General features: G+C 75.3%; 11 protein-coding genes. 5 read left to right on the forward strand and 6 right to left on the reverse strand.

Features of this window, described 5'->3' with window-relative positions; all coding sequences use genetic code 11:
• Window positions 1-4: 4 nt before the first annotated feature.
• Together ACQPZ4_RS16690 and ACQPZ4_RS16695 are read left to right on the forward strand one after the other, a co-directional pair.
• Window positions 5-1,210, forward strand: a complete 1,206-nt coding sequence (locus tag ACQPZ4_RS16690) for a cation:proton antiporter (RefSeq protein ID WP_433061509.1) — start codon at window positions 5-7, stop codon at window positions 1,208-1,210.
• The gene (locus ACQPZ4_RS16695; RefSeq protein WP_433066545.1) at window positions 1,210-2,094 is read left to right on the forward strand and encodes a glycosyltransferase family 2 protein; all 885 of its coding nucleotides are present in this window, start codon (window positions 1,210-1,212) and stop codon (window positions 2,092-2,094) included. The genes ACQPZ4_RS16690 and ACQPZ4_RS16695 overlap by 1 nt, the downstream gene beginning before the upstream one ends.
• Here ACQPZ4_RS16695 and ACQPZ4_RS16700 read toward each other — a convergent pair.
• Window positions 2,077-2,814 carry a class I SAM-dependent methyltransferase gene (locus tag ACQPZ4_RS16700; RefSeq protein WP_433061512.1) on the reverse strand — a complete coding sequence of 246 codons (738 nt, stop codon included), beginning with the start codon at window positions 2,812-2,814 and terminating at the stop codon, window positions 2,077-2,079. The two genes, ACQPZ4_RS16695 and ACQPZ4_RS16700, sit on opposite strands and share 18 nt — an antisense overlap.
• Complete coding sequence (locus ACQPZ4_RS16705; RefSeq protein WP_433061514.1) at window positions 2,807-3,991, reverse strand: glycosyltransferase; 1,185 nt, start codon at window positions 3,989-3,991, stop codon at window positions 2,807-2,809. Before ACQPZ4_RS16705 ends, ACQPZ4_RS16700 begins: the two co-directional genes overlap by 8 nt.
• A 6-nt stretch (window positions 3,992-3,997) precedes the next feature.
• Between ACQPZ4_RS16705 and ACQPZ4_RS16710 the strand changes: the two genes are divergently transcribed.
• The gene (locus ACQPZ4_RS16710) at window positions 3,998-4,924 is read left to right on the forward strand and encodes a lysylphosphatidylglycerol synthase domain-containing protein (RefSeq protein ID WP_433061516.1); all 927 of its coding nucleotides are present in this window, start codon (window positions 3,998-4,000) and stop codon (window positions 4,922-4,924) included.
• Between the two features lie 105 nt (window positions 4,925-5,029).
• On the opposite strand, the gene ACQPZ4_RS16715 is transcribed toward ACQPZ4_RS16710, so the two are convergent.
• From ACQPZ4_RS16715 to ACQPZ4_RS16725, 3 genes are all read right to left on the reverse strand, one after another.
• Entirely contained in the window at window positions 5,030-7,213 is a 2,184-nt protein-coding gene (locus tag ACQPZ4_RS16715; protein ID WP_433061519.1) for a hypothetical protein, read from the reverse strand.
• Between the two features lie 65 nt (window positions 7,214-7,278).
• Window positions 7,279-7,440 (reverse strand): hypothetical protein, encoded by a 162-nt coding sequence (locus ACQPZ4_RS16720; RefSeq protein ID WP_433061521.1) that lies wholly within the window; start codon window positions 7,438-7,440, stop codon window positions 7,279-7,281.
• A 100-nt stretch (window positions 7,441-7,540) separates the two neighbouring features.
• A complete protein-coding gene (locus tag ACQPZ4_RS16725; protein WP_433061523.1) occupies window positions 7,541-8,203 on the reverse strand; it encodes a M23 family metallopeptidase in 663 nt (220 codons plus the stop codon).
• Between the two features lie 209 nt (window positions 8,204-8,412).
• Here ACQPZ4_RS16725 and ACQPZ4_RS16730 point away from each other — a divergent pair, with 209 nt between their 5' ends.
• Window positions 8,413-10,851, forward strand: a complete 2,439-nt coding sequence (locus tag ACQPZ4_RS16730) for a serine/threonine-protein kinase (RefSeq protein ID WP_433061526.1) — start codon at window positions 8,413-8,415, stop codon at window positions 10,849-10,851.
• A 1,544-nt stretch (window positions 10,852-12,395) separates the two neighbouring features.
• Entirely contained in the window at window positions 12,396-13,370 is a 975-nt protein-coding gene (locus tag ACQPZ4_RS16735; RefSeq protein WP_433061529.1) for a TerC/Alx family metal homeostasis membrane protein, read from the forward strand.
• A gap of 235 nt (window positions 13,371-13,605) precedes the next feature.
• Here ACQPZ4_RS16735 and ACQPZ4_RS16740 read toward each other — a convergent pair whose 3' ends face one another.
• Window positions 13,606-17,277: a helix-turn-helix domain-containing protein gene (locus tag ACQPZ4_RS16740; protein ID WP_433061532.1), complete on the reverse strand. Its 3,672-nt coding sequence runs from the start codon at window positions 17,275-17,277 to the stop codon at window positions 13,606-13,608.
• Window positions 17,278-17,340 lie beyond the last annotated feature (63 nt).

The following is a 17,340-nucleotide window of genomic DNA, read 5'->3' on the forward strand; positions in this document are numbered from 1 at the left end:
GCGCATGCACGGTGCTGCCGCATTGATCGAGATCGGGGCGGTCATCCTCGGTCTGGGACTGCTCGGCGCGGTGTCGGCGAAGTTCGCCATCTCGCCGATCCCGCTCTACCTCATCGCCGGGCTCGCCTTCGGGCAGGGCGGCATCCTGCCGCTGGCCACGAGCGAGGAGTTCACCGCGACCGGCGCCGAGATCGGCGTCATCCTGCTGCTGTTCACCCTCGGCCTGGAGTACACCGCGCCGGAGCTCGTCGGCACCCTGCGCCACAACGCGCTGGCCGGCGTCGTCGACCTGGTGCTCAACGCCGCGCCCGGGGTGGCGACCGCGCTCATCCTGGGCTGGGGCCCGGTGGCCGCCGTCGCGCTCGGCGGCGTCACCTACGTCACCTCCTCCGGCATCACCGCGAAGGTCCTCGCCGACCTGAACTGGCTCGGCCACCGCGAGGTGCCGGTCGTGCTCTCGCTGCTGGTCTTCGAAGACCTGACCATGGCCGTGTACCTCCCGATCCTCACCGCCCTGCTCGCCGGGGTCGGCCTCGTGGCGGGCCTCACGACCCTCGCCATCGCGGCCGCCACGATCACCGTGATCCTGGTGATCGCGCTGCGCTTCGGCCGGTACGTGGAGATGTTCGTCGCCTCCCCGAACGAGGAGGTGCTGCTGCTCAAGGCGCTCGGCCTGACGGTCCTCGTCGCCGGTGTCGCCCAGCTGCTGCAGGTCTCCGCGGCCGTCGGCGCGTTCCTCGTCGGCATCGCGCTGTCCGGCCCGCTCGCGCACACCGCCCGGCAGCTGCTCAGCCCGCTGCGGGACCTCTTCGCCGCGGTGTTCTTCGTCTTCTTCGGCCTGCACACCGACCCGCGGGCGCTGCCGCCGATGCTCGGCATCGCGGTCCTGCTCGCGTTCGTCGGCGTGCTGACCAAGTTCGCCACCGGCTGGTGGGCGGCGCGAAGAGCCGGGATCAGCCCGATCGGCCGGGCGCGGGCCGGCGTGGCGCTGAGCCCGCGCGGCGAGTTCAACATCGTCATCGCCGGGCTGGCGGTGTCGGCCGGGCTCAACGAGAGCATCGGCCCGCTCGCCGCCGCCTACGTGCTCGTGCTCGCCGTGCTCGGCCCGATCCTGGCCCGCTCCCTGGAACCGCTCAGCCGGCGGATCGCCCGCCGGCGCGGCGGCGGCGCCGAGGGCCCGGCCCTGGAACCCGCCCCGGAGCCGTCGTGATGGACGTGACGGTGGTGCTGCCCTGCTACAACGAGGCGGCCCACGTACGGGCCGAGCTGGAGCGGATCTGCGCCGCCCTCGACGGGGCCGGGTACCGCTACGAGGTCCTCGCCATCGACGACGCCTCCACCGACGCGACCCTGGACGAGCTGCGCAAGGCCGCCGACGCGCTGCCCGCCGTGCAGGTCGTGCGGATGCCGCGCAACGGCGGGGCGGGCACCGTGCGCCGGCTCGGCTCGCGGATGGCCCGGGGCGAGATCGTCGTGTGGACCGACGCCGACCTGACGTACCCGAACGAGCGCATCCCCGAGCTGGTCCACCGCCTGCGCGAGGACGAGTCGATCGACCAGGTCGTCGGGGCGCGCACCTCCGAGCAGGGCAGCCACCGGCTTCTGCGGATCCCGGCCAAGTGGGCCATCCGCAAGATTGCCGAGTGGCTGGCCGGGCAGGAGATCCCCGACCTCAACTCGGGGCTGCGCGCGTTCCGCCGCACGGTCGCCGCGCCCTACCTGCGGCTGCTGCCGGCCGGGTTCTCCTGCGTCACGACCATCACCCTGGCGTTCCTGTCCAACGGCCACGGGGTCGCCTACGTGCCGATCGACTACGCCAAGCGGGCCGGGCGCTCGAAGTTCCGCTTCGTCCGCGACGCCTACCGCTACATCCTCCAGGTGCTACGGATGATCATGTACTTCAACCCGCTCAAGGCCCTGATGCCGGTCGCCCTGCTGCTGATCGGCGTCGGCGCGGCCAAGAGCGTCGTGGACGTCGTCCTGCACCCGGTGCGGCTGGCCACCAACACCGTGATGGTGTTCCTGACCGGGCTCATCATCGCCTCTTTGGCGCTGCTGGCCGACCTGGTGGTCCGCTCACGCCCCGACGCGTGAGCGGGCCATCGCCACGAGCCCCGGACCGCGGCCGGGCGTGAGGCGCTGCGCGGCCCGGAACGGCGCGGACGCGAGGCGGTGCAGGACGCCGCGCAGCGGCCGCTCGGGCTGCAGCAGGCGGCCCGACGCCGCGCTGCGCTCGTCCGCCGAGCGCTCCGCGGCCGCCGCGAGCCGGCGCTTCGCCACGAGGTTGCGGGCGGACTCCAGCGCGTACCCCAGCGGCATCCCGTAGTGGCGGACCTCGACCGACTCCAGCCCGGCCCCGGTGAGCAGGTCGCGCAGCACGGGCGGGTCGTAGCGGCGGAAGTGCCCGACGAGTTCGTCGGCCGGGCCGAAGCGGCGCTGGTACGCCGGCACCGACAGCAGCAGCCGCCCGCCGGGCCGCAGCCGGTCCGCCCACGCCGCGATCGCCGCCTTGTCGTCCTGCAGATGCTCGAGCACCTCGAACGCGCACACCACGTCGAACCGGCCGGGCGGCAGGTCCTCCAGCCGCACGCCGAGCACCCGCCCCGCGGCGCCGACCCGCCGCCGGGCCACCGCGCACGAGGCCGGATCGGGCTCCAGGCCGACATAGGTGTACCGCCGGGCGAGCCGGGCCGCGAACCCGCCCTGTCCACAGCCGACCTCCAGGACGTCGGCGGGACCGTCCGGCAGCAGCCCGGCGACGGCGCCGAGGCGCAGCCACGCGTTGAGCGACAGCGGCGGCTGGGTGTCACGCACGGGCGATCCTCTCCCACAATGCTTCGACGACGCGTTCGGCGGTGAACCGCTCCTCGGCGAGCGCCCGGGCCGCGGCCCGCCGCCGGTCGAGCTCGGCCCGGTCGCCGGCCAGCCACAGCAGGGTCGCGGCGAGCGCATCGGGGTCGCCGGGCGGCACGAACACCGCGGCGTCGCCGAGCGCCCGCCGCTGCGGCCCGGTGCCGGAGGTGACGATCGCGCACCCGGCCGCGGCGCCCTGGAACACCTTGTTCGGCACCACCCGCGCCGCCTTCGGCCCGGTGCCGAAGATGCCGAGGCACACGTCGTGCGCGGCGACCAGGGCCGGCAGCTCGCCGGCGGCGACCCACGGCAGCCACTCGACGGCCGCCCCGCCCGCCGCCCGCCGGGTGGCTGCCTCGTCCTGCCCGCCGCCGACCATCGTGAACCGCACCGGCCGCCCGGCGAGCAGCCCGGCCGCCGCCCCGATCACGGGCGCACCCTGCAGCGGCGTGTACAGCCCGAAGAACACCACCCGCAGCGCACTCGCGATGGCCTTCGCGTCGGGCTTCGCGTCGCCGGCCGGCTTTGGTGTTGCGTCCGCGGCCGTGGACCGGGCCGCTGGTGCGTCGGCCGGCGTTTGTGTCGTCTCCCCGGCCGCGAACCAGGCCGCCGGGGCGCCGACCGGGCAGACGACGGCCTTACCGGGCGCGGGCAGGGCGGCGCGCTGCTCGTCGGTGTCGACCACCACCACGTCCGCCCGGGCCAGTGCAGCACGGTCCACAGTGGACAGCATCGCCCGCCGGAGCCGCCCGCCCAGCGCCCGGTCCGCCGCGATCCCGGCCGCCGACGCCAGATGGTCCAGCACCAGCCGGGTCTTTCCGAACACCAACCGCGCCAGGTGTACGTCCAGCAGTCCCAGATACCCCACGACCACGACCTCGGGGCGGCCGAACCGGCGCGCCGATCGCGCGAGGGTCCACCAGCGCCGGGCCAGCCGCGCGGCGAGCGGGACGGCGCGCCAGGGTTGGCGTACCGCCGCGACGCGCTCCGCCGTGCCGATCCCCAGCGGCGCGTTGCACTCGGCCACGGCGGCCCCGCGGGCCCGCAGCCCCTCGGCGAGCACCGCGACCCGCGGGTGCATGGCCGTGTCGTAGGTGCCGAAGAACACGATCCGCGGCCCGCCGCCACCGGTTAGCATCGCCCGATGCTCCGACTCGCCCGGCAGGTCCTCGCGAGCCGCTGGCTGCGCTGGGGCTTCCTCGCCGCGGCGCTCGCCGGGTGCGCGGCCGCCATCTGGCCGCACCGCGCCGCGATCGCCGCCGCCGCCCGCGAGGTCGGGATCGCCGCCATCGGCCTCGGCGCCCTCGCCGCCGTCGCCGGGCTGCTGGCCACCTTCCAGTCGTGGCGGGCCGTGCTCGCCGGGCTCGGCTCCCCGCTGCCCGCCGGGCCGGCCGCCCGGGTCTTCTTCGCCGGGCAGCTGGGCAAGTACCTGCCGGGCTCCGTCTGGCCGATCCTGGCCCAGATGGAGCTGGCCCGCGCCCACGGCGTGCCCCGTTTCCGCACCGCCGCCGCCGGGCTGGTCACCATGGGCGTCTCGCTCGTCGCCGGGACGCTGACCGCGGCCGCGACCCTGCCGCTCGCCCTGGCCGGCCACGACGGCCGGCTGCGCTGGCTCCTCGCCGCCGCCCCGCTCGCCGCGGCCGCCCTGCACCCGGCCGTGCTCAACGCCGTCGTCGGCCGCGCGCTGCGGCTCACCCGGCGCCCGCCCCTGGAGGCCCCGCTGCCCGGCCGGGCGGTCCTCGCCGCGGCCGGCTGGGCGATCGTCTCCTGGCTGCTGTTCGGCGTGCACGCCTGGCTGCTGCTGCGCCCGCTCGCCGAGCGCGCCGGCCCGGCCCTCGCCGTGTGCGTGGGCGGGTTCGCGCTCGCCTGGTGCCTGGGCTTCCTCGTGGTCATCGCGCCCGCCGGCGCCGGCGCCCGCGACCTGGTGCTCGTCGGGCTGCTGGCCACCCAGGCCGGCGGCGAGGCGGCGGCCGCCGTCGCGCTGCTGTCCCGGGCCGTGATGACCGCCGCCGACCTGCTGCTCGCGTTCGGCGCTCATGCCCGCATCAGCCAGCGTTCCGGCAGCCGCTGATCGCCGTCGCGGTTCGCCTGCTGCTCGCGTTCGGCGCTCATGCCCGTACCAGCCAGCATTCCGGCAGCCGCTGATCGCCGCCGACCTGCTGCTCGCGTTCGGCGGTCATGCCCGTACCAGCCAGCATTCCAGCAGGCGCGGGTCGACGCCGTCCGGGCGGCGTACGAGTTGATGCTGGTCCTCGAGCTCGTCCTGGAAGACGACGCGTTCGAGCGGCAGGCCGTACGGGAGCAGGGGCAGCGTCGAGGTCGACAGCAGCACCGGGTCGCGCCCGGCCGCGCGGACCGCGGCGGCGACCATCCGCATCCGGTCCACGGTCGGGTCGGGCAGCGCGGCGACCGGCAGCCCGCACTGGTTGCGCACGGTCGGGGCCCACTGCGTGTCGACCATGATCACCGTGTCGTCGGGGCGCAGGGACCGGCAGACCTTGGCCGCCGCGTACGGCTCGCCGACCTCGGTCCGCAGCGGCGCCAGCGGGACCGTCACCCACAGCGCCGGTCCGGCCGCCAGCACCAGCAGCAGGGCCAGCCACGGCCGGCGCAGCCGTATCCGGGCCAGGCCGGCGAGCGCGACGACGGCCAGCAGTACCACGGCCGGCAGCACCTCCACCACGAGCCGGCGGTCGGCCCAAGGGTGGTCGGGCGTGATGGCCGGGCGCAGGAGGGTGGCGGCGGCCGACCCGCCGTACACGAGCAGCACCGGCAGCATGATCCACTGCCGGCCGCGCAGGACGCCGCTGACCGCCGCCATCAGGCCGCCCCAGGCGAGGACGAGCGCGGGCCAGCCGAAATACCAGGCGACCCAGGAAAGGCTCTGCTCGGCGTACCCGCGGGCGCCGTCGACGGGCAACCCCAGGCGCTCCTGGTGCGAGGCGACGTAGTCCATCGTGTTGACGGCCGTGATCGAGCGGTCGGTGTAGATCCACGGCCGGGCGGCGAGCAGCAGCCCGCCGGCCACCACCAGCGCCACCGCCCAGCGCGGATCGAGCCGCACCGTGCGGCGGCTTCCCAGCACCGGCGCCCCCGTCCCGCGCGGGCCGGGCCTTCGGTGGTTCTCCAGTACCGGCGCCCCCCTCCCGCGCGGGTCGGGGCTTCGGTGGTTCTCCAGCGCCGGGGCCCCGGTCCCGTGCGGGTCGAGCCTTGCCGCGCGGCGGTTTCCCAGCACCGGCGCCCCGGTCCCGTGCGGGTCGAGCTTTGTTGTGCGGCGGGTTCTCAGCATCAGCACCCCGAGCACCGTCGCACCCGCCGAGGCGAGCAGCAGCGCGACCATGAGCCGGGCCGACTCCCAGTTGACCTGGACGTAGGGCCAGGTGACGTACCGGGCGTCGAGGTACCCGAGGCCGCCGCCCACCGCCGCCCCGGCCGCGAAGGCGAGGACTCCGGGTTGCCGGCGCAGCCACCACCAACCTAGCGCCGGCAGTACCAACGCGAAATCGACGCCCATGTCCAGCCGGACGAGCTCGCCCCCGGCCAGCACCAGCCCGGCCAGGCCGAGCAGCATCGGCCGCCGGCCCCGCCACCCGTCGAGCAGCAGGGCGAGCCCGCCGGCCAGCATGAGCGCGGCGAGGGGCTCCGAGTAGGTGGTCTGGCTGACCCGCAGCATCGGCCAGGCGGCGGCCAGCAGCAGCGCGGCGACCGGGGCCCAGCGCGGGCCGGCGACCCGCGCGGCGAGCCCGGCCACGGCCAGCACGGCCAGCCCGCCGATGAGCCCCGGCAGCATGAACATGCCGGTCCAGCCGCCGAACCAGTGCGCGGCCGCGAGCAGCGTCGGCCAGCCGGTCATGAACTGGGGGACGATCCGCCCGTCCCGTTCGTAGAAGCCGGGGTGGGCGAAGGTGACCTCGTCGGCGGCGGTCCCGAACGCGTCGGCCGGCACCGGCGACGTGAGCCCCGGATGGCCGCTGAGCCAGAGCCCGATCTGGGCGTACGTCCCGGCGTCGCGATGCAGCACCGCCTGCTCACTGTGGGTCGCCACGGCGACGGCGGCGAATGCGACGGCGATGGCGAGCGTCGCGGCGCTCGCCCACCACGGCGCGGGCCGCACCCGTACGGCGAGCAGGGCGGGTCGGGCGAGCTTGAGCAGTACCAGAGCGGAAATAACGGCGGCGGGAAGGACCGTCCACCGGTGGAAGGCGCCGAGCGCGGCCAGCGGGACGGCCACCAGCAGCCAGCCGGTGACGGCGAGGACGGGCAGGACGGTGGCGAACTGCAGCAATCGTCCCGCCCCGGCGCCCGGCGCGGTCCGTCGACGGAGCGCGCCGGGGCTGGGCATGCGTTTCACGGCGGACATCGCGGGTCATTCTGGACCCTGAGTACGACGGCCTTACCGCCGGATCATGACAGTGTCTTGACGGTTCAGTTCCAGCGGCAGGACGGCGACCGGAACTTGCAGGCGGTCGAGTGCAGCACCTGGCCCTTGGCGTTGCCGGCCGGCGCGGCCTCGGCGGTGGCGGGCAGCAGGGCCAGGAACGCCGCCACGGCGACGATCCCGGTGGTGAGCGGTCGGACGAGCTTCATGGCGGGCCTCCTGGGTTTCGGGGACGGCGTCGACCATGAGCGTGGGGATCGTCGAGTGCGTCCGCGGTGTGGTGCCGGTGCCCGCGGGTTGCACTGCCCTTCACGGCCCGGCGGGCGGGCAGTTGCGGCTGGTGCGGACCTGGTCCTTGGAGGTGTCGTCGGAGGTGATCCCGGACGGCACGCCGTCGAAAACGGCCTCGACCTTGTCCCCGTTGCCCCGCGTCCGGTTCGCGTCGAGGCGGTCGTTGAGCTGCTCGTAGTGCAGGTGGTCGACGGTCGTCGAGCCGGTGTGCCCGACCGCGCCGAGCGGCTGCCCGAGCCCGACCGCGTCGCCGGTGCGGACCCTGGGCTCGGCGGCGAGGTGGCCGTACTCGGTGAACCAGCCGCCGCCGTGGTCGATGATCACGCCGTAGCCGAGCCCGCCGCGGGTCCCCGACGACCCCGGCGGCGCGGGCTTGCCGTCACCCAGCGTCGCGCTCCAGCCCGCCCACGTGACGGTCCCGGCCGCCGACGCGAGCACCGTGCGCCCGCCGGTGTTCCCGGACCTCGCGAAGAAGTCGATGTCGAAGTCGTCGTGTCCGGCGTACGTCGTGAGCGTCCACGACTCCCCGCACGGAAACGGCAGCTGGAAGGCGGGCCGCGGCCCCGGCGGCTCCGGCGGGGGCTTGTTCGCGAGCCGGTGCCGGACGACGGTGTACGACACCACGACGCACACGGCGATGACCCCCAGGACGGCGAGTCGATAGGCGGCGCGTGCGCTCATCGCACCAGTGTGGCGTGCGCCGTCACACCGTCCGGTGACACCGGCCACACCCCGAGGGGGTGAATGGTCCCCCAACAGGGGAACAACATGCACCGGGACCAGCCGAACTGACACCTAACCGTCACGTGGTGGCTGGTCGGCGGACGGTACTGTTGCAGTGCGGCAGAGGGTGGGCATCCGGGCAGAGCTGGGGGGCGTTGCAGGAGACCATGGAGCTTGAGGGGCGGTACCGCCTGGACCGGCTGGCCGGGACCGGTGGCACCGCAGAGATCTGGCATGGCGCCGACCGATTGCTGCATCGGCCGGTCGCGGTTCGCATCCCGCACACCGGCGACCCCGAGCGGTTCCTCGCCGACGGGCGCACCGCCGCGCGGCTGGTCCACGCCAACATCGCCGCCGTCTACGACGTGGGCATCGCCGAGCTGCCGGAGCGGGGCCGCACGCCGTACGTCGTGATGGAGCTCGCCGACGGCCCGTCCCTCGACGCCCGCCTGGCCGCCGCCCCGATGTCCTGGCGCGAGGCCGCCCGCCTCGGCGCCCAGGTCGCCGCCGCCCTGGCCCACGCCCACGGCCAGTGGGTCCTGCACGGCAACCTCAGCACCGCCAAGATCCTCATCGGCGAGCTCGGCGCCAAGGTCGTCGGCTTCTCCGAGCGCACCGAGTACGACCCGGCCGCGGCCGCCGCCGACATCCACGCCCTGGGCGGCGTCCTGTCCCGCTGCGTCGCCGGCTCACCTCCCGCCGAGCTGTTCGACCTGGTCGACCGCTGCCTGGCCCCGGACGCCGCCGCCCGCCCGTCGAGCGACGAGGTCGCCCTGATCCTGGCCGAGCTGTCGGGCACCACGGTCGACCTGCCGGCCTGGCTGAGCGAGGCCGCGGAGTCCCGCCGGACCGCGGTCCTGGCCACGATCCGCCCCGCCGAGTTCGACCACGACTCCCGCCCGTCCCTGGCCTCGCGCCTGGGCCGCTCGATCCTGTTCGGCGGCACCGCGATCGCCGGCCGCTTCGCCCGCCCCGGCCGCCACGCCCAGACCGACGGCGCCGGCACCTGGTCGGACCGCCCGCCCCGCCGCGTGGCGCGCTCCGTCCCCGACGCCACCTTCGAGTCGGACCGCCCGTCGCGCGCGGCCCGCGAGACGTGGCTGGACCAGCGGATGTCGGACGCCGAGGGGGCGTACCGGGCGGGGCTGACCGACGCCTCGCCCCGGCCGCCGGTGCCCGCTGACGCCGCTGGCTTCGGCATCGAGGACTCCTCCCGTGCGGGTGTGATCGGCGCTTTGTCCTCCGACGCCGGCGCGGGTGTTGTCGGCGCTTCGTCCTCCGACGCCGGCGCGGGTGTTGTCGGCGCTTTGTCCTCCGACGCCGCCTTGCGCGCCGGCGGGGGTGCCTTCGCGGCTGGCGATGCGCGCGGCGGCGCTTTCGAGGATTCCTCGCGGGCCGGCGTGCTCGGCGGTGGCTTGGAGGACTCCTCTCGGGCCGGCGTGCTCGGTGGTGGCTTCGACGACTCCTCGCGGGCCGGCGTGCTCGGGGGTGCCTTCGCGTCCGAGCGGCTGGACCACGTGTCCGACTTCGGCCCGACCCGCCCGATGACGGCGGGCGAGTTCCGCTCGGCGATGTCGGCGTCCGACTTCGACCCGACGAGCCCGATGTCACCCGCGGACCTCGCGGGGATGCGTACGGAGCCGGCCGCCACGAACGCCGACCCGGCCCACGCCGCGCCGCCGTCCCCGACCGCGGGCCGGTTCGCCCGGTTGAGCCGCTACACCAACCGCGGCCCGAACACCGATCGCGGCCCACTCTCCGATCGCGGCCCACTCGCCGACCGCGCGGACGCGGATTCCGACCTGGCCGCCGCCGGGCCGGCTTCCGCCGCGGGCGGCCGGTTCGCGCGCTTCGGGCGCCTGGGCAATCGCGGCCCGGTCGCCGACCACGCGGCCCCGGACCCGGAGCCGACCGCCGACGCCTCCGGCCCGTCGAGAAATCGCGGCGCCCGTCCCGCGGCCGGCCGCTTCGCCGGCGCACGTGACGGCACCGCCCTGATCGCCTCGGCCCGCGCCCTGGGCCGCCGTGCCTGGGAGCAGTCGGAACGCTTCCGCACGCGCCGGTGGGCCTTCCGCACCGGAGCCGTCAGCGTGGGCGTCGCCGTCGTCCTGGCCGGCGCGGTCGGCGCCCTGGGCTCGTCCCAGAGCGGCGTCGTCCCGTGGTTCGGCCACTCCCCGGAGGTGGCCGCCGTGCCGCCCCCGATCGACGCCCCGCCGACCGGCCAGGACGTCGCCCAGCCCGGCACGAGTACCGCCCCGACCGCGGACGCCCCCCGTCCGACCGCAACGGCGACGACGACGCGAAACCGCCCGGTGACGAGCACGACCCGCCCCGCGAACGGCGGCGGCGGCCCGGGCAACCCGCCGCCCACCACGCGCCCGGCCGAGTCCGCCTCGGCCACGCCGACCAAGTCACCCACGCCGACGCCGACCGCAACCCCGACGGCCACCCCGACCACGAACCCCACGCCCACGCCCACGGCCACCGTCGACCCGACCGAGTCGACCCCGGCGAGCGTCGGCAGCCAACCGGCGACCGAGACCAACCCGCAGCCCGAGACCAGCGCCGCCTCGCCACCGGTCGGCTTCGAGATCATCTCCGGCTAGCCCGCCACGGGCCGTCCACCGCCACGGGCCGCGTACCGCCACCGGCCGCACCGCCATGGGCCGTCCACCGCCACGGGCCGCACCGCCATGGGCCGTCCACCGCCACGGGCCGCACCGCCACGGGCCGCGCACCGCCACGGGCCGCGCACCGCCACTGGCCGCGCACCGCTACCGGCCGTCCACCGCCGGCGTCCCGCCGCAGGCACAGACGACATCCGGCCACCGTCACTGAGGCAGCCAGCCACTGAGGCAGGCCGTTTGCCGCAGCTCGGCGCCGGGTTGCCGCCGCGCTGGTTCGGGGTTGGTCGCCAGCACGCTTGCTGCCTGGAGTCTGCTGCCTGTCGCTCGGTGCCGGCGCGACGCGCTGCCGAAGACCGACGCTGGGTTCCGCGGCGCGGTTTCCGGGCGTCTCCGGCAGCCCGCCGTCCGCTGCATTCGGGGGCTGGGGCGCCGATGGGGTCGGGTTCCGAGCCGATCGTTCGCGTCGAGCGGGCATCGACGGTTTGGTGCTTGGCGATGGACGGAAACCACCCGCGCGGAATGGAAACCGCCGGCCACGAGCGGGTCGCCTCAAGCCCAACGTGCCGGTGTCGCGGTCGTGGCCTGCGGAAAGCCGACGGCAAATTCAGTCGGTGCTGCGGAAACCCGGCGGCAACTCAGTGGCGTGCTGCGGAAAACCGGCGGCAAATTGCTGCGGACCTGAGGAAAGTTGCCGGAATCTCCGCCCAGCGCCCAGCGCCCAGCGCCCAGCGCCCAGCGCCCGGCGGCCCAGCGCCCAGCGCCCGGCGGCCCGGCGGCCCGGCGGCAAAGTAAGCGGTCGGCGGCGGGAAAGCCGCGGCAACTGGGCGGTCTGGGGCGGAAAGGTGCGGCAACTGGGGCGGTCGGCGGCGGAAAGGCGCGGCAACTCGGCGGCCTGGAGCGGAAAGGCGCGGCAACTCGGCGGTCTGCGGCGGAATGGGGCGGTCGGCGGCGGAAAGGCGCGGGAAAGTGCGGCAACTCGGTGGGCGGTCGGCGGCGGAAAGGCGCAGGAAAATGCGGCAACTCGGTGGGCGGTGGGTGCGGAAAGTGGGCGGCAATTCGGCCGGCGGCTGCGGAAAGTGGCGGCAACTTCGCGGTCTGCGGCGGAAAGGTGCGGCAACTGGACGGGTCGGCGGCGGAAGGTGCGGGAAAGTGCGGCAACTCGGTGGGCGGTGGGTGCGGAAAGTGGACGGCAACTCGGCCGGCGGGCTGCGGAAAGTGGCGGCAACTTCGCGGTGGGTTTCGGAAAGTGGCGGGCAAACTCAGTGGTCGGCGGCGGCAACTTGGCGACAAACCGGGGGTAAGGCTCAGCAGAAGCGGCCGGGAGTGGCGGCAACCGAGGGGCAACCGGGCGCTTTCAGGAAACGTCCAGGGAGGGCCCGTATAGTTCGCGGCTGAGGGGAGTACCCCGTAAGCGCTGTCCCGGTCAGTACGAGCCGCCGTTGCGGTTCCCGGGCGGCCACCCGCGGCAAGACGGTGGGTGGGGGAGACCTCGAACGTGTCACGCTGCGTTCGAGGAGACCTGTATGCCTACCGAGTCCATCGCGTCGCCGCAGCTCTGGGCGGTGACCATCGCGGTCCTGCTGGGGCTGCTCGCGCTCGACTTCGTGCTCACGCGCAAGCCGCATGACGTGCCGATGCGCGAGGCCGTCTCGTGGTCGGTGTTCTATCTGGCGCTGCCCGCGGTGTTCGGCGTCTACGTGTGGCTGGCGCACGGCAGCGAGCCCGGCGTCGAGTTCTTCACCGGTTACGTCGTGGAGAAGTCGCTCTCCGTCGACAACCTGTTCGTATTCATGCTGTTGTTGAGCGCCTTCGCGGTACCGGCGAAACTCACCCAGCGCGTCCTGCTCTACGGCATCATCGGGGCCCTGGTGCTGCGCGGCATCTTCATCGCGGCCGGGGCGGCGTTGCTGTCGGCCGGGACCTGGGCGTTCCTGCTGTTCGGGGCGGTGCTCATCGTGACCGCGATCAAGGTGATGCGGGACGCGGTCAAGCACAACGAGCACGCGGTCGACCCCGGCAACATGCGCGCGACGAAGCTGTTGCGGCGGCTCATGCCGGTCACCGACGAGTACCACGGGACCAAGCTCACGATCCGCCAGGCCGGCAAGCGCGCGCTCACCCCGATGGCCCTGGTCGTGGCCGCGGTGTTCCTGACCGACGTGGTGTTCGCGGTCGACTCCGTCCCGGCGGTGTACGGGGTGACCAGCGACCCGTACCTGGTGTTCGCGACCAACGCGTTCGCCCTGCTCGGCCTGCGCGCGCTGTACTTCGTGCTGCGCAACGCGCTGTCGAAGCTGCGCCACCTCAACCACGGGCTGGCGATCATCCTGGCGTTCATCGGCGCCAAGCTGGTCCTGCACTGGGCGCACACCGTGTGGTCCTGGGTCCCGGACGTGCCGACCCCGCTGTCGCTGATCGTCATCATCGTGACCCTGGTCGCGGTCACGGCCACCAGCCTCATCGCGAACCGCCGCGAGGCGCTGTCGCAGACCAACTGAGCAAGCAGGCCAATGGAAAAGAGCCGCCCGCCGGGAAGCTGGAGTTCCCCCGGCGGGCGGCGCCCCCCTCGGAACGCGCGCCCTCCAGCCAACCGTCCGGCCCCGTCCGCGTCCAGCAGTCCGGACAGGTCCGGACGGCCGATGGAGCGGTGCGGACGGGCGATGGAGCGGTGCGGGCGGGCGATGGAGCGGTGCGGGCGGGCGATGGAGCGACGCGGACGGCAGAAAAGCAAGCTCAGCAGGGCGGGCTGAACGGCGCCGACGGCACGTACTGCTCCCACTCCGCCCGGCTCAAAGCGCTCCCGACCGACCGGCACATCGCCCCCGCCACCGCGTCCGGATCCGTCGGCCACAGCCGCGTGGTGGCGTCGTCGCTGCCCGCCACGAGGGTGCGCCCGTCCGGGCTGTAGGCGACCACGTAGTACGCCTCGTCGGCCCGCCCCAGCGTCGCCACCGTCGACGGCTGCGCCGGGTCGTGCACGTCCCAGATCCACACGGTCCCGTCGGTCGAGGCCGCGGCCAGCCGGTCGCCGCGCGGGTTGAACGCGACCCAGTCCACATAGGAGGCCGGCCCGGTCAGCCGCCGGGGCAGCGGCACCGGATGGGCCGGATCGGCGATCGTCCACAGCTGTACGGTCTTGTCCGCGCTCCCCGCCGCGAGCAGGCGGCCGTCGGGGCTGAAGGCGGCGCTGTACGCGTACCCGCCGAACCCGCCGAGCGTGCTCACCAGCCGCGGGTGGGCCCGGTCGGCCAGGTCGAAGAGGCGCACGCTGCCGTCGGTATCGGTCGCGGCCAGCAGCGGCCGGGTCGGGTGGAACGCGACCGAGAACACGATCGCCTTGCTGCCCGGGATCGTGGCGAGCGGGCGGGCGGCGGCGACGTCCCACAGGTACACGCTGCCGTCGTCGCCGGCCGCGGCCAGCACCGAGCCGTCGGGGCCGAAGGAGAGCGTCTCGATGAGGTCCTTTGCCCCGGTCAGCGGCGCCCCCACCGGCACCGGGCGCGCCGGGTCGGCCACGTTCCACAGGTCGATCTCGCCCTTGCGGGTGGCGGCGGCGAGCAGCTTGCCGCCGGGCGCGTACGCGGTGGTGCCCGCGTACCCGTCGCCGCCCGCCGGGCGGTGCAGCGGGGCGCCCCACAGCGACGGGCCGGCCGGGTCGGTGACGTGCCACAGCCGCACCGTCTGGTCCTTGCCGGCCACCGCGAGGGTATTGCCGTCGGGGCTGTAGGCGGTGGCGAACACGCCGCCGGTCGGGCCGGTGAGCAGCGGACCGGGCAGGGTCCAGGTGCGCACGTACCCGTCGGTGCTGGCGGTGGCGAGGCCGTGGCCGTCGGCGGTGAGGGCGAGGGCGGTGACCGGGGCCGGGTGGTGCAGCGACTGCAGCCGGCGGCCGGAGGCGACCTCGAACACGGCGACGCTCTTGTCGCTGGACCCGGCCAGCAGCCGGTCGCCGGCCGGGGTGAATGCGAGCGCGTTGACCCAGCTGGTCGGGCCGGTGATCGGGGCGCCGTGGGCGGTGCCGGGGCCCGCGTCCCACAGCCGCACCGTGGCGTCGCCGCTGCCGCTGGCCAGCAGCGCGCCGTCGGGGCTGTACGCGAGCGCGAGGACCTTGCCGGTGTGCCCGGTCAGCGGCGCGAGGTGCGCGGGCCTTGCGGGGTCGGCGAGGTCCCAGCGGTGCACGGCGCCGTCGGCGGCCCCGGCGGCCAGGGAACGCCCGTCCGGGCTCCAGGCCAGGGACTGCAGGACGGCGGGGGAGCCGGGGAGGGAGACACCAGGCAGTACACCCGAGGAATCGACGTGCCAGAGGTGCACGGCGCGATCGGCTCCGGCCGCGGCCAGGGTCTGCCCGTCGGGGCTGAAGGCGAGGGCGTAGACGGTGCCGCCGGGTCCGTCGAGGGCGGGCAGCGCCTCGGGGTCGGTGAGGCTGCCGAGGCGCCACACGTGCACCTTGGCGTCGGCGCCCGCCGCGGCCAGCAGCCGGCCGTCGGGGCTCGCGGCCAGCGCGAACAGGGCACCGGTCGACCCCTGCAGGGCGGCACCGGCGCGGGGCGGGCTCACGGAGGTGTCCCACAGGCGCACCGTCTGGTCCGCGCCCGCCGCCGCCAGCAGCCCGCGCGTCGGCAGCAGCACGACCGCCTGCGCGGCGCGCTCGAACGGGCCGAGGCGGGCCGGGGCCGGGGTGGCGGCCGCGTCGAGCAGGCTGGAGCGGGCCTCGACGGTCGGCGCCGTCCGGTACGCGGCGAGGGCGACCTGACCGGCCAGGGTGGGGTCGCGCTCGCGCAGCCAGTCGGCCCGCCCGGCGATCATCCGGGAGAGGGCCTCGTTGCGCTGCCCGACGGCCGCGTGCCGTTGCTGGAAAGCATACCCGGCCAGGAGCAGCGTGCTGAGGGCGAGCGCGGTGAGGCCGGCGATCGTGCGGTACAAGCGGCGGGTCGTTCTTCTGGAATGCCGGGCGCTGGCCCGCAGGAACTCGGCGAGGTGCGGCGCCAGCTCGGCCGGGTGCTCGGCGGCCCAGTCCTGCGCCGCGGCCAGGCGGGTGCCGGCGTAGAGGGCGGTGGGGTCGCGCCGCTCCTGCTGCCAGGTCGTGGCGGCCGCGGCGAGCTGCTGGCGCACGACCAGCCCGGTCCGCCCGGCGCGCAGCCAGTCCTGCAGCCGGGGCCAGGCGGTCAGCAGCGCCTCGTGGCTGAGCTGGACGGTGCCGGCCTCGGCGGTGACGAGCCGGTGCCGCACGAACCGTTCCAGGATCGCCTCGGCCTCGGCGGTGTCGGCGCTGTCGGCGGCGAGCTCCTCGAGCAGGCGCGCGGTCGGCACGACCCGCCGCGTGTCGACGGTGTCGACGCCGACGTGCACGAGCGCGGTGAGCAGCCGCCGGGCGAGGGCGCGGCGGTCGTCGGGCAGGCCCGCCCAGACCTCCTCGGCGGTGGCGGCGACGGCGCCGCTGATCCCGCCGGCCCGCCGGTAGCCGGTGAGGGTCAGACGGCGGTCGGCCTTCCACATCGTGTACAGCACGTGCGCCAGCAGCGGCAGCCCGGCCTGCTCGGTCCCCAGGTCGGCGAGCAGCAGTTCGACGAGCCCGGCCTCGACGTCCACGCCGGCCCGGCGGGCGGGCTCCACGACGACGGCGCGCAGCTCCTCGCGGGTCATCGGGCCGACCGTGAACTGGTCCTCCTGCGCGGCCGCCAGCAGGGCCGGGTCGGCGAGCGCCTGCGCGTAGAGGTCGGCGCGCAGGGCGAGCACGACGACCGCGCCCGGCGGGGGATGGCAGGCGGTCAGAAATGCGGCGGGTTCGGTACCGCTGGTGAAGAGCTCCTCCGCCTGATCCACGACGAGCAGGGCGCGGCCGGCGGCCATCGCGGGGAACGCCGGCTCGTCGGCGCCGGGGGTCACCACCTCCGCCCTCCACCCGTCGGCCCGCAGCGCCGCGACGAGGCCGGCCCGCAGCAGCGACGACTTGCCCGATCCGGAGGCGCCGACGACGAGCAGGAGCCCGCCGCCGGCCGCCTGGCGGGCCTCGACCCGCGCGCGCAGGGCGGCGGTCATCCGCTCGCGGCCGAAGAACCAGGCCGCGTCCTCGGGCTGGAAGCTGGCCAGGCCCCGGTAGGGTTCCCCGTCGGCGCCGCGGCCGACCGGCCGGTGCCGGATCCGGTGCCAGGCCTCCAGCCAGCCCGGGACCTCCCCGGCCGGGACGGCGCACGCCTCCAGGACCCGGGTGAACAGCGGCTGGGAGTTCAGCGACGGCAGCCCCTTGCCGGAGAACCAGTCGCCGAGGGTGCTCAGCGAGGTGCGGGCGCCGGCCTTCGCGGCGACCTGGCGGACGGAGAGCCCGGCCCGCTCGCGCAGCTGGGTGAGGGCCGCGGCGAAGGTGGCACGGTCGTCGATGCGCGTGGGGTCCGGGGGAGTACTCATCGCGCTGGAGAACGTACCGAATGCGACGAAGCGGGGGAATTGCGCCTAGGATCCTAGGATATT

The organism is Dactylosporangium sp. CS-033363, from assembly GCF_050942475.1.
Lineage (GTDB): Bacteria > Actinomycetota > Actinomycetes > Mycobacteriales > Micromonosporaceae > Dactylosporangium.